Genomic DNA, 12,181 nt, shown 5'->3' with positions numbered 1-12,181 from the left:
GCCGCAACCGCCGGGCACCGGGCGCCTGTTCCCTCGGACGCCTTGGTATTTGTCTGCACTCGACTGTATGTTCATGCACATGACGTTCACGGTGGCGGTGGCCGGGGCCAGTGGGTACGCCGGCGGAGAGGTCCTGCGGCTGCTGCTCGACCACCCGCAGGCGCGCATCGGCACGCTCACGGCGCACTCGAGCGCCGGCACACCGCTCGGCGCGCACCATCCGCACCTGCGCGACCTGGCCGACCGCGTGCTGGAGCCCACGACCGCCCAGGCGCTCGCGGGCCACGACGTCGTCGTGCTGGCGCTGCCGCACGGGGCGAGCGGCCGGCTCGCGGCCGAGCTCGAGGCCCTGGGGGAGGACCCCGTCGTGCTCGACCTCGGCGCCGACCACCGGCTCGTCGAGCCCGGTGACTGGGAGACCTACTACGGCAGCCCGCACGCCGGCACGTGGACGTACGGCCTGCCCGAGCTCGTGGTCCCCGGGCCGCCGGGGCGCCAGCGCGAGCGCCTCGCGGGTGCGCGGCGCATCGCGGTCCCCGGCTGCAACGTGACCGCCGTGACGCTCGGCCTGCAGCCCGGCGTGGCCGCGGGCCTGCTCGACACCACGGACCTGGTCGCCGTCCTCGCGGTCGGCTACTCGGGCGCCGGCAAGTCGCTCAAGCCGCACCTGCTCGCGTCCGAGGGGCTGGGCGCTGCCGTGCCCTACGCGGTCGGCGGCAGCCACCGGCACATCCCCGAGCTGGCCCAGAACCTGCGCAGCGCCGGTGCGGGCGAGGTCCGCACGTCCTTCACGCCCGTTCTCGTGCCGATGCCGCGCGGCATCCTGGCGACGGCCACGGCCCGGCTGGCGCCGGGGGTCGCGGTCGACGACGACGCGCTGCACGAGGTCTGGCGGGCGGCCTACGCGGACGAGCCCTTCGTGCACGTGCTGCCTGCCGGTCAGTGGCCCACGACGGCGTCGACGAACGGGGCCAACACCGCGCTCGTGCAGGTCGCGCTCGACGCCCGCGCGGGACGCGTCGTGACCATCACGGCGATCGACAACCTCGTCAAGGGCACGGCCGGCGGCGCCGTCCAGTCCCTCAACCTCGCGCTCGGGCTGCCGGAGACGCTCGGTCTGCCGCGCAACGGGGTCGCGCCGTGACCGACCACCTCGGCCCCGCGCTCGCCGGCACGTCACCCGGCACGTCGCCCGGCGTGACCGCGGCCGCGGGCTTCCGCGCGTCGGGCGTGACCGCCGGTCTCAAGGCGTCCGGGACGCCGGACGTGGCGCTCGTCGTCAACGACGGCCCCCGGCAGGCGGCGGCCGCCGTCTTCACGACGAACCGCGTGGTCGGCGCGCCCGTCGTCTGGTCGCGCCAGGTGGTCTCCGACGGGGTCGTGTCGGCCGTCGTCCTCAACTCCGGCGGTGCCAACGTCAGCACCGGGCCCGAGGGCTTCCTCGACGCGCACCTCACGGCCGAGCGCGTCGCCACGGCCCTCGGCGTCTCGGCGGGCGACGTCGTCGTGTGCTCGACGGGTCTGATCGGTGAGCGGCTGCCGCGCGAGACCCTGCTCACGGGCGTCGACCTCGCCGCGGCGGCGCTCGCGCCGGACGCCGGGCCGGACGCCGCGCGCGCCATCATGACGACGGACTCGGTGCCCAAGACCGCCCACGTCACGGTCGACACGCCGGACGGGTCGTTCACGGTGGGCGGCATGGCCAAGGGTGCGGGGATGCTCGCGCCCGCCCTGGCCACCATGCTCTGCGTCGTGACCACGGACGCCGACGTCGAGGCGCACGTGCTCGACGCCGCCCTGCGGGCCGCGTCCGCGGTGACGTTCGACCGCGTCGACTCCGACGGGTGCATGTCGACGTCCGACACGGTCGCGCTGCTCGCGTCCGGTGCGTCGCGCGTGGCGCCGTCCCCCGACGTGCTCGCCGACGCCGTCCTGCGGGTCTGCGCGTCGCTCGCCCGCCAGCTCGTCGCCGACGCCGAGGGCGCGTCGCACGACGTCGCCGTCCACGTCGTCGGGGCCACGGACCAGGACGCGGCGCTCGCGGTCGCCCGCGCCGTCACGCGCTCCAACCTGTTCAAGGCCGCGATCTTCGGCAACGACCCCAACTGGGGCCGGGTGCTCGCCCAGGTGGGGACCGTCCCCGAGGCGGTCGCGCCGTTCGACCCCGAGGCCGTCGACGTGTCGATGAACGGCGTCATGGTCTGCCAGGCTGCCCGTGTGCACGCCGACCGCAGCGACGTCGACCTCGCGTCCGCGCGGGAGGTCCACGTCGTGGTCGACCTGCACGCGGGCGACGCGTCCGCGACCGTCTGGTCGAACGACCTCACGCACGACTACGTCCACGAGAACAGCGCGTACTCCACATGAGCGGAAGCCACGTGAACCCCACCGGCGTGCCCGACGACTTCGTCTTCGACACCCGCACCGACCTGCGGGCCGAGCAGAAGGCCGAGGTCCTCGTCGAGGCGCTGCCCTGGCTGCAGCAGTTCGCCGGGGCGCTCGTCGTCGTCAAGTACGGCGGCAACGCGATGATCGACGACACCCTCAAGCGCGCGTTCGCCGAGGACATGGTCTTCCTGCGGCAGGTCGGGCTGCGACCCGTGGTCGTGCACGGCGGCGGACCGCAGATCAACGCGATGCTCGACCGCCTCGACATCGCCAGCGAGTTCCGCGGCGGGCTGCGCGTCACGACGCCCGAGGCCATGGACGTCGTCCGCATGGTCCTGACCGGGCAGGTCTCGCGCGAGCTCGTCGGGCTCCTCAACGCGCACGCCCCGCACGCCGTCGGCCTGTCGGGCGAGGACGCGGGCCTGTTCCAGGCGCGGCGCCGCACGGCGGTCGTCGACGGGCAGGAGGTCGACGTGGGCCTCGTCGGCGACGTCGTGCAGGTCAACCCCGGTGCGGTGCTCGACCTCCTCGACGCCGGCCGCATCCCCGTGGTCTCCACGGTCGCACCCGACATCGACGACCCCACCCAGGTGCTCAACGTCAACGCCGACACGGCGGCGGCCGCGCTCGCGGTCGCGCTGGGTGCGCGCAAGCTCATCGTCCTGACCGACGTCGAGGGCCTGTACACCGACTGGCCGGACCGGACGACGCTCGTGCGCCGCATCCGCGCCTCCGCGCTGGCCGAGCTCCTGCCGCGTCTCGACGCGGGCATGCGGCCCAAGATGGAGGCGTGCTGGCGCGCCGTCGAGGGCGGTGTGCCGCGTGCGCACGTCATCGACGGCCGTGCGACGCACTCGATCCTCGTCGAGGTCTTCACGTCCGAGGGCGTCGGCACGATGGTGCTGCCGGACGCCGACCCCGACGGGCACCCGTCGACCGTGCCGGTGCGCGCCGTGCGCCTGGCGACCCAGGACCAGCAGGAGGTCGCACCGTGACGACGACGCCCGACCAGGCGGTGGCCGCACCGGCCGGGGGTGCCGCGCGCCACCGCGCCGTCGACACCGACGAGGCGCTGCCGCTGCCCGCGGCCGTGGGCTCGGTCGCCCAGTGGACCGACCGCTACACCCACGCCGTCATGGACACCTTCGGGCCGCCGCAGCGCGTGCTGGTCCGCGGCGAGGGGCCGTACGTGTGGGACGCGGACGGCAAGCGGTACCTCGACCTGCTCGGCGGCATCGCGGTCAACTCCCTCGGGCACGCCCACCCGACGCTCACCGCCGCCGTCAGCGCGCAGCTGGGGACCCTCGGGCACATCTCGAACTTCTTCTCCAGCCCGGCCCAGATCGCGCTGTCCGAGCGTCTGCTCGGGCTCGCCGACGCGCCGGAGGGGTCCCGGGTCTTCCTCACGAGCTCGGGCACGGAGGCCAACGAGGCCGCCCTCAAGCTCACGCGCCGGCACTCGGCGGGCAGCCGCCCCCGTGTCCTGGCGCTCGAGGGCGCCTTCCACGGCCGTTCGATGGGCGCGCTGTCCCTCACGCACAAGCAGGCGTACCGCGAGCCGTTCGAGCCGCTGCCTCCGGGCGTCGAGTTCCTGCCGTTCGGCGACACCGACGCCCTGCGCGCCGCGTTCGAGGACGACGGCGACCAGGTCGCCGCGCTCTTCGTCGAGCCGATCCAGGGCGAGGCGGGCGTGCGCACGCTGCCGCCCGGCTACCTCGCACTCGCGCGGGAGCTGACGACGGCGCACGGCGCGCTCCTCGTGCTCGACGAGGTGCAGAGCGGCATGGGGCGCACGGGCCGGTGGTTCGCGCACCAGCACCCGCACATCGGCGGCGGCATCCGGCCGGACGTCGTGACCGTGGCCAAGGGCCTCGGCGGCGGCTTCCCCGTCGGCGGCCTGGTCGCCCTCGGGCCGGACGTCGCGGCGCTCCTCGGCCGTGGCCAGCACGGGACGACGTTCGGCGGCAACCCTGTCGCGTCCGCCGCGGCGCTCGCGACGATCGGCGTCATCGAGCGCGACGGCCTGCTCGCGCACGTCACCGCGCTGGGGGAGCGGCTGCGCGAGCGGCTGCGCTCGACCGGCAACCCGCTCGTGCGCGAGGTGCGCGGCGAGGGCCTGCTCATCGCGGTCGAGCTGGCCCGGCCCGTCGCGGCGCAGGTGGCCGCGCACGCGCTCGACGCGGGTTTCGTCGTCAACGCGTGCACGCCCGGCACGCTGCGCCTCGCGCCGCCGTTCGTCCTCACCGACGAGCAGGTCCAGCCGTTCGTCGACCTGGTGGCGTCGCTGCCGGCCGGCCTCGCCCCCGAGGAGACCGCATGACCCGCCACTTCCTGCGCGACGACGACCTCACGCCCGACGAGCAGCGCGAGGTGCTCGAGCTCGCGCTGGCGTTCCGCGACGACCGGTACCTCCGCACGCCCGCGGCGGGCCCGCGCGCGGTCGCGGTGATCTTCGACAAGCCGACGCTGCGCACCCAGGTGAGCTTCCTGACCGGGATCGCCGAGCTGGGCGGGTTCCCCCTGCTGGTCGAGGGGTCGCTCGCGCGCATCGGCGTGCGCGAGTCCGTCGCGGACACCGCGCGGGTGCTCGGGCGCCAGGTCGCGGCGATCGTGTGGCGGACCTTCGCGCAGACCGACCTCGAGGAGATGGCGGCGACCGCGGGCGTCCCGGTCGTGAACGCGCTCACCGACGAGTTCCACCCGTGCCAGGTGCTGGCCGACCTCACGACCCTGGCGCAGCACCGGGGTGGCGTCGCGTCGCTCCCCGGCACGACGCTCGCGTACGTCGGCGACGGTGCCAACAACATGGCGCACTCCTACCTGCTCGGCGGGGCGACCGCGGGGATGCACGTGCGGGTCGGGACCCCCGTCGACGCCGCGCCGGACCCGGCGGTGCTCGCGCGCGCGGCCGAGATCGCCGCGGTCACGGGCGGCTCGGTGACCGTCGTGCACGACCTCGCCGAGGCCGTCGCGGGCGCCGACGTCGTCGCCACCGACACGTGGACGTCCATGGGCCAGGAGCAGGAGGCGCAGGACAGGGAGCACCGGTTCGAGGCATTCCGGCTCGACGCCGCGGCACTCGCGCTGGCGCGGTCCGACGCGCTGGTCCTGCACTGCCTGCCGGCCTACCGCGGCAAGGAGATCACGGCCGAGGTGCTGGACGGTCCGCAGTCGGTGGTGTGGGACGAGGCCGAGAACCGGCTGCACGCGCAGAAGGCGCTCCTGACGTTCCTGCTGGAGCGGTCGTGAGCTCGCCGACCGTCGCCTCGACCAAGGCCGCGCGGCACGCGCTGATCATCTCGCTCCTGCAGCACGGCATGGTCCACTCGCAGGGCGAGCTCGCGGCGCTGCTCGCGGCCGAGGGCGTCACGGTCACGCAGGCCACGCTGAGCAGGGACCTGGTCGAGCTGCGCGCGGTCCGCATCCGCACCGCGGCGGGCGCGCTGGTCTACGCCGTCCCGGGGGAGGGCGGCGACCGCACGCCGACGACTGCCGACACCGAGCACCTCGCGACGCGTCTGGCGCGGCTGTGCGCCGAGCTGCTCGTCACGGCCGAGGCCTCCGGCAACCTCGTGGTCCTGCGCACGCCTCCGGGCGCGGCGCAGTTCCTCGCCTCGGCCATCGACCACTCCGTGCTGCCGACGGTGCTCGGCACGATCGCGGGGGACGACACGGTCCTGGTCATCTCGCGGGACCCCGCCGGCGGCGACGCGGTGGCGGCCCGGTTCCTCGCTCTGGCGGGCGAGGGCTGACCCGAGTTATGCATAGGTCCGCATGACGATGTATGTTCATGCAAGCGGACCTCGAGCAAGGAGAAACAACTCATGACCGAACGCGTCGTCCTCGCGTACTCCGGCGGCCTGGACACCTCGGTGGGCATCGGCTGGATCGCCGAGGCCACCGGTGCCGAGGTGATCGCCGTCGCGGTCGACGTCGGCCAGGGCGGGGAGGACCTCGAGGTCATCCGCCGCCGTGCGCTCGACTGCGGAGCCGTGGAGGCCTACGTCGCCGACGCGCGCGACGAGTTCGCCGCCGAGTACTGCATGCCGGCCCTCAAGGCCAACGGCATGTACCTCGACCGCTACCCGCTGGTCTCGGCGCTGTCCCGCCCCGTGATCGTCAAGCACCTCGTGCGGGCGGCCCGCCAGTTCGGCGCCACCACCGTCGCGCACGGCTGCACGGGCAAGGGCAACGACCAGGTCCGGTTCGAGGTCGGCATCACGTCGCTCGCGCCCGACCTCAAGTGCCTCGCGCCCGTCCGCGACCTGGCCCTCACGCGTGACAAGGCCATCGAGTACGCCGAGAAGCACAAGCTGCCGATCGCGACGACCAAGCACAACCCGTTCTCGATCGACCAGAACGTGTGGGGCCGCGCGGTCGAGACCGGCTTCCTCGAGGACATCTGGAACGGTCCGACCAAGGACGTCTACACCTACACCGACGACCCGACGTTCCCGCCGGTCGCCGACGAGGTCGTCATCCGGTTCGAGCAGGGTGTGCCGGTTGCGATCGACGAGGTCCCGGTGACGCCGCTGCAGGCGATCCAGGAGATGAACCGCCGCGCCGGTGCGCAGGGCGTCGGGCGCATCGACATCGTCGAGGACCGCCTGGTCGGCATCAAGTCGCGCGAGGTGTACGAGGCGCCGGGCGCGATCGCGCTCATCGCCGCGCACCAGGAGCTCGAGAACGTGACGGTCGAGCGCGAGCAGGCCCGCTTCAAGCGCGGCGTCGAGCAGCGCTGGTCGGAGCTGGTCTACGACGGCCAGTGGTTCTCGCCCCTGAAGAAGTCGCTCGACGTCTTCGTCGAGGACACGCAGCGCTACGTCACCGGTGACGTCCGCATGGTCCTGCACGGCGGCCGTGCGACCGTCACGGGGCGCCGCTCCGAGTCGAGCCTGTACGACTTCAACCTCGCGACCTACGACTCGGGCGACACGTTCGACCAGTCCGCGGCCCGCGGCTTCATCGAGATCTACGGCCTGAGCTCGAAGCTCGCGGCCGCGCGTGACGTCAAGTTCGGCAACGCCCCCGACCTGGGGTCGCAGGGAGGCATCGACGCGTGACCGACCAGCCCGGCCCGCTCGCGCTGTGGGGCGGACGCTTCGCGTCCGGCCCCGCGGCGGCCCTCGCCGACCTCTCCCGCTCGACCCAGTTCGACTGGCGCCTCGCGGACGACGACATCACCGGCTCGATCGCGCACGCCCACGTGCTGCACGCGGCCGGGCTGCTGTCGGACGACGAGGTCGCCGGCATGGTCGACGCCCTCGAGCGGCTGCGCGCCGACGTCGCGTCGGGGGCGTTCGCGCCCCTGCCGGACGACGAGGACGTGCACACCGCGCTCGAGCGCGGGCTCATCGAGCGGGCCGGGACCGACCTGGGCGGCAAGCTGCGGGCCGGGCGGTCGCGCAACGACCAGATCGCGACGCTCGTGCGCATGTACCTGCGTCGGCAGTCCCGTGTGCTGTCGGGCCTCGTGCTCGACGTCGTGGACGCGCTCGTCGCGCAGGCCGAGGCGGCCGGGGACGCGCCCATGCCGGGGCGCACCCACCTCCAGCACGCCCAGCCGGTCCTGCTCGCGCACCACCTGCTCGCGCACGCGTGGCCGCTGCTGCGCGACGTCGAGCGGTGGGCGGACTGGGACGTGCGCGCGGCCCGCTCGCCGTACGGCTCGGGCGCACTCGCCGGCTCGTCGCTGGGCCTGGACCCCGCGGCGGTGGCCGAGGAGCTCGGATTCTCCGGACCCGTCGAGAACTCGATCGACGGCACGGCGTCGCGCGACGTCGTCGCGGAGTTCGCCTTCGTGGCCGCGATGACGGCGATCGACCTGTCGCGGCTCGCCGAGGACATCATCCTGTGGGCCACCAAGGAGTTCGGGTTCGTGCGCCTGCACGACGCGTACTCCACGGGGTCGAGCATCATGCCGCAGAAGAAGAACCCGGACGTCGCGGAGCTCGCGCGCGGCAAGGCCGGGCGCCTGGTCGGCGACCTCACGGGTCTGCTGACGACCCTCAAGGGCCTGCCGCTCGCGTACAACCGGGACCTCCAGGAGGACAAGGAGCCGGTGTTCGACCAGGTCGACCAGCTCACGGTCCTGCTGCCGGCCTTCGCCGGCATGGTCGCCACGCTCACGTTCGACACCGCGCGCATGGCGGCGCTCGCGCCGCAGGGCTTCTCGCTCGCGACCGACATCGCGGAGTGGCTGGTCCGCCAGGGCGTGCCGTTCCGCGTCGCGCACGAGGTCGCCGGCACGTGCGTCCGGACCTGCGAGGAGCGGGGCATCGAGCTGTGGGACCTGTCCGACGCCGACCTCGCGGCGATCAGCGAGCACCTGACCCCGGACGTCCGTGCCGTGCTGTCGGTCGAGGGCTCGCTGGCCTCGCGGGACGCGGTCGGCGGCACCGCCCCGGTCCGCGTGGCCGAGCAGCTCGGTGCGGCGCGCGAGCGCAGCGCGCGGATGCGTGCCGCGCGCACGTGACGTGCCGCGCGGGCGGGCGTCCGGCGTGACGTCGCGCCGGCGGGCGGCGCCCACCCGATGAACGAGGTCGAGCCGGTACGGGACGGGGCCGCCGGTGTGCCGGTCGTGGTCGACCGGGTGCTGCGCTCGGCGCCACGGCTCGGCCGCGTGCGGCTCGTCTGCGTCGACGGGCCGGCCGGCTCGGGCAAGACGACGATCGCCGACGGCGTCGCGCGTGAGCTGAGCGCGCGCGGAGTCGGCGTCGCCGTCGTGCACCTCGACGACCTCTACGACGGCTGGCGAGGGCTCGAGGGCAGCCTGTGGCCCCGGTTGTCGGCCCAGGTGCTCGAGCCCGTGCGGCGCGGCCGGCCCGGCCGGTTCCAGCGCTACGACTGGGGGACCGGGGGCTTCGCGGAGTGGGTCGACGTGCCCGTCCGTCCGGTCCTGGTGCTCGAGGGCTGCGGGTCCGCACGGCGCAGCGCGGACGCGGTCGCCTCGGTGCGGGTCTGGGTCGAGGCGCCCGACGACGTGCGCCTGGCACGCGGGCTGGCCCGCGACGGGCAGGCCGCCGAGGCGCACTGGACGGTCTGGATGGCCGACGAGCGCGCCCACTTCGCGCGCGAGCGGACGCGTGAGCGCGCGGACCTCCGGCTCGACGGGACGGGCCGCGTGGTCGCACGACGGGCCGACGCGGACGGACCCGCGGGCCACCGGTCCGGTTTGGCATGATGAGCGGGTGCAACCCGAGGCGTCCGCGACGGACCGGCCGGACGACGCAGTCGTCCCCGGCCCGAGTGCCGTGCCCGCACGCAGCTGGTACGCCCGCCCCCCGCTCGTCGTCGCGCGGGACCTGCTGGGCGCGTTCGTGACGTCCCGCAGCGACGAGGGTGACGTGACCGTCCGCCTCACGGAGGTCGAGGCCTACGGCGGCGAGGACGACCCGGGCTCGCACGCCCACCGGGGCCGGACGGGCCGCAACGCGGCGATGTTCGCGGAACCGGGGCGGCTGTACGTCTACCGGCACCTCGGACTGCACCACTGCGTCAACGTCGTGACGCTGCCGGCCGGGCGTCCGGCGGCGGTGCTGCTGCGCGCCGGCGAGGTGGTCGAGGGGCAGGACCTCGCCTGGCGGCGCCGGGAGAGGGCGGGCGTCGTCGACAGCGCGCGCCAGCTCGCGCGCGGGCCTGCCCGCCTCGCCGTGTGCCTGGGCCTCGACCTCGATGCGAACGGTGCCGACCTGACCGAGCCCGAGGGACGGCTGCTGCTGCGCCGCCGGGACGTCAGGACGGCCCAGCCGCCGGTCGCCACAGGGCCTCGCGTCGGCGTCTCGGGCGCCGGCGGCGACGCGGCGCTGCACCCGTGGCGGCTGTGGCTGACGCAGGAGCGCACCGTCTCCGCCTACCGACCTGCGTATCGGTCGCCGACGTCGGCAGACGCCCCCCGCGGGGCGACGACGTCGGCCTGACCACGGCGTCCCGCACCCCGCAGGCCGCCGCGCACCGTCGTACCGCGTCACCGTCGTACCGCGCCACCGTCCGGCGCGCGACATCCACCAGCCGCGCCGTCCTGACGACGAGCGGCAGCCGAACCGGGAGACCCCTGTGACCGACATCCTCGACGAGCTCGCCTGGCGCGGGCTCCTCGCCCAGCACACCGACCTCGACGCGCTCCGCGCCGAGCTGGCCGCCGGGCCCGTCGCGCTGTACTGCGGCTTCGACCCCACGGCGCCGAGCCTGCACATCGGCAACCTCGTGCAGATCCTGACGGTGCGCCGGCTGCAGGACGCCGGCAACCGGCCCTTCGCCCTCGTGGGCGGCGCCACGGGCCTCATCGGCGACCCGAAGATGACGGGGGAGCGGACGCTCAACTCGCCCGACGTGGTCGCGGGCTGGGTGGAGCGGATCCGCGCGCAGATCGCACCCCTGCTGCGGTTCGACGGTCCCCACGCCGCGACCATGGTCAACAACCTCGACTGGACCGCGGGCCTGTCCACGATCGACTTCCTGCGCGACGTCGGCAAGCACTACCGCCTCGGCACGATGCTGGCCAAGGAGACGGTGGCGCGGCGGCTCCACAGCGAGCAGGGCATCAGCTTCACCGAGTTCAGCTACCAGATCCTCCAGGGCATGGACTTCCTCGAGCTCCACCGGCGCCACGGGGTCCGGCTGCAGACCGGCGGCAACGACCAGTGGGGCAACCTGCTGTCCGGTGTGGAGCTGGTGCGCAAGGTCGAGGGCGTGGCCGTGCACGCGCTGACCACGCCGCTGATCACCAAGGCCGACGGCACCAAGTTCGGCAAGACCGAGTCGGGGACCGTCTGGCTCGACCCGTCGATGACGACCCCGTACGCCTTCTACCAGTTCTGGCTCAACGCGGACGACGCCGACGTGGTGCGCTACCTCAAGGTCTTCACCTTCCGCACGCGCCAGGAGATCGCCGAGCTCGAGGCGGCGGTCGCGGCGCGACCGGCGGCCCGCGAGGCGCAGCGCGCGCTCGCGTACGACGTCACCGCACTGGTCCACGGCACCGCGGCGGCCGACGCCGTGGTGGCGGCCAGCCAGGCGCTCTTCGGACGCGGCTCCCTCGCGGACCTCGACCCGGACACGCTCGCGGCAGCCGTCGCCGAGCTGCCCACGGCGCCCGGTCGCCCGGGCGATCTCGTGGTCGACCTCCTGGCCGCGACCGGCGTCGTCGCCAGCAAGGCCGCGGCGCGCCGCGCCGTGGCAGAGGGGGGAGCGTCGGTGAACAACGTCCGGGTCGCGGGCGACGACGCCGTGCTGTCGGTGGACGACCTCCTCCACGGCCGGTGGGCGGTCCTGCGGCGGGGCAAGCGCACGCTGGCGGTCGTGGACAGCCAGGCGCAGGGCACGCCGCAGGCGTGAGGCGGTCGCCCGGGGGCGTCCGACGGCGGTTGCCGGGGGCGCCCCCGAGCTCTCTGACCAGGGCGGGGGCCTGCGCAGGCCCCGGAACGAGGCGCGTGATCGGCATCACGGCCCCGCCGGTTTGACGGCCCGGGTGGCCTCGCGTAATGTTCTTCAAGCCCGCCCAGCAGGGAGGAACGGACACCGAGCAGCGCTCGATGGTCGGTCCCGCGGAGCAGGGCACAACCCGTATGATGGAACTCGGCGCCTAGCGCGTCGGGTAGAGTCATGCGGCGGCGATCGGAAGGCGCCGGCCACCACGGTGGTCAGGAGCCCGGAGAAAGCCTGCTAGATTAGACAACGAAGAACAAGCCTCCTGCGGAAAGCGGAAACGCTGAAGAGGATGCGCGTCTGTTCCTTGAGAACTCAACAGTGTGCCAAGTAGTCGATGCCATATTTTTGGCGTCGAGCCTGGATC

General features: G+C 74.2%; 11 protein-coding genes. All 11 read left to right on the top strand.

Annotated elements, in window-relative coordinates; translation table 11 throughout:
* Positions 1–73: 73 nt before the first annotated feature.
* Positions 74–1,144, top strand: coding sequence for an N-acetyl-gamma-glutamyl-phosphate reductase (argC, locus tag H9657_RS14375; protein WP_225215376.1), 1,071 nt, complete (start codon positions 74–76; stop codon positions 1,142–1,144).
* Positions 1,141–2,367, top strand: coding sequence for a bifunctional glutamate N-acetyltransferase/amino-acid acetyltransferase ArgJ (gene argJ / locus H9657_RS14370; RefSeq protein ID WP_191784113.1), 1,227 nt, complete (start codon positions 1,141–1,143; stop codon positions 2,365–2,367). The genes argC and argJ overlap by 4 nt, the downstream gene beginning before the upstream one ends.
* The gene (argB, locus tag H9657_RS14365) at positions 2,364–3,383 is read left to right on the top strand and encodes an acetylglutamate kinase (protein ID WP_191784112.1); all 1,020 of its coding nucleotides are present in this window, start codon (positions 2,364–2,366) and stop codon (positions 3,381–3,383) included. The genes argJ and argB overlap by 4 nt, the downstream gene beginning before the upstream one ends.
* Positions 3,380–4,708, top strand: coding sequence for an acetylornithine transaminase (locus tag H9657_RS14360; RefSeq protein ID WP_191784111.1), 1,329 nt, complete (start codon positions 3,380–3,382; stop codon positions 4,706–4,708). The genes argB and H9657_RS14360 overlap by 4 nt, the downstream gene beginning before the upstream one ends.
* On the top strand, positions 4,705–5,637 hold the full coding sequence (argF, locus tag H9657_RS14355) for an ornithine carbamoyltransferase (protein ID WP_191784110.1): 933 nt from the start codon (positions 4,705–4,707) through the stop codon (positions 5,635–5,637). Before H9657_RS14360 ends, argF begins: the two co-directional genes overlap by 4 nt.
* Positions 5,634–6,140 (top strand): arginine repressor, encoded by a 507-nt coding sequence (locus H9657_RS14350; protein WP_191784109.1) that lies wholly within the window; start codon positions 5,634–5,636, stop codon positions 6,138–6,140. Before argF ends, H9657_RS14350 begins: the two co-directional genes overlap by 4 nt.
* A gap of 72 nt (positions 6,141–6,212) precedes the next feature.
* A complete protein-coding gene (locus H9657_RS14345; RefSeq protein ID WP_191784108.1) occupies positions 6,213–7,451 on the top strand; it encodes an argininosuccinate synthase in 1,239 nt (412 codons plus the stop codon).
* Positions 7,448–8,863: an argininosuccinate lyase gene (argH, locus tag H9657_RS14340; RefSeq protein WP_191784107.1), complete on the top strand. Its 1,416-nt coding sequence runs from the start codon at positions 7,448–7,450 to the stop codon at positions 8,861–8,863. The genes H9657_RS14345 and argH overlap by 4 nt, the downstream gene beginning before the upstream one ends.
* Positions 8,864–8,920: 57 nt before the next feature.
* A complete protein-coding gene (locus tag H9657_RS14335; RefSeq protein WP_191784106.1) occupies positions 8,921–9,571 on the top strand; it encodes a uridine kinase family protein in 651 nt (216 codons plus the stop codon).
* 70 nt (positions 9,572–9,641) lie between these two features.
* The gene (locus H9657_RS14330; protein ID WP_318241516.1) at positions 9,642–10,307 is read left to right on the top strand and encodes a DNA-3-methyladenine glycosylase; all 666 of its coding nucleotides are present in this window, start codon (positions 9,642–9,644) and stop codon (positions 10,305–10,307) included.
* A 136-nt stretch (positions 10,308–10,443) separates the two neighbouring features.
* Positions 10,444–11,724 (top strand): tyrosine--tRNA ligase, encoded by a 1,281-nt coding sequence (gene tyrS, locus H9657_RS14325; RefSeq protein WP_191784104.1) that lies wholly within the window; start codon positions 10,444–10,446, stop codon positions 11,722–11,724.
* The last annotated feature ends 457 nt before the right edge of the window (positions 11,725–12,181 follow it).

This window comes from Cellulomonas avistercoris (genome assembly GCF_014836445.1).
Taxonomy (GTDB): Bacteria; Actinomycetota; Actinomycetes; order Actinomycetales; family Cellulomonadaceae; genus Cellulomonas; species Cellulomonas avistercoris.
This window is presented reverse-complemented; position numbering and strand designations above follow the sequence as displayed.

What these genes read in the sequence shown, in the direction of transcription:
- argC (WP_225215376.1), top strand. Translation starts at nt 74, where the DNA reads ATGCACATGACGTTCACGGTGGCGGTGGCCGGGGCCAGTGGGTACGCC.
- argB (WP_191784112.1), top strand. Translation starts at nt 2,364, where the DNA reads ATGAGCGGAAGCCACGTGAACCCCACCGGCGTGCCCGACGACTTCGTC.
- argF (WP_191784110.1), top strand. Translation starts at nt 4,705, where the DNA reads ATGACCCGCCACTTCCTGCGCGACGACGACCTCACGCCCGACGAGCAG.
- H9657_RS14345 (WP_191784108.1), top strand. Translation starts at nt 6,213, where the DNA reads ATGACCGAACGCGTCGTCCTCGCGTACTCCGGCGGCCTGGACACCTCG.
- H9657_RS14335 (WP_191784106.1), top strand. Translation starts at nt 8,921, where the DNA reads ATGAACGAGGTCGAGCCGGTACGGGACGGGGCCGCCGGTGTGCCGGTC.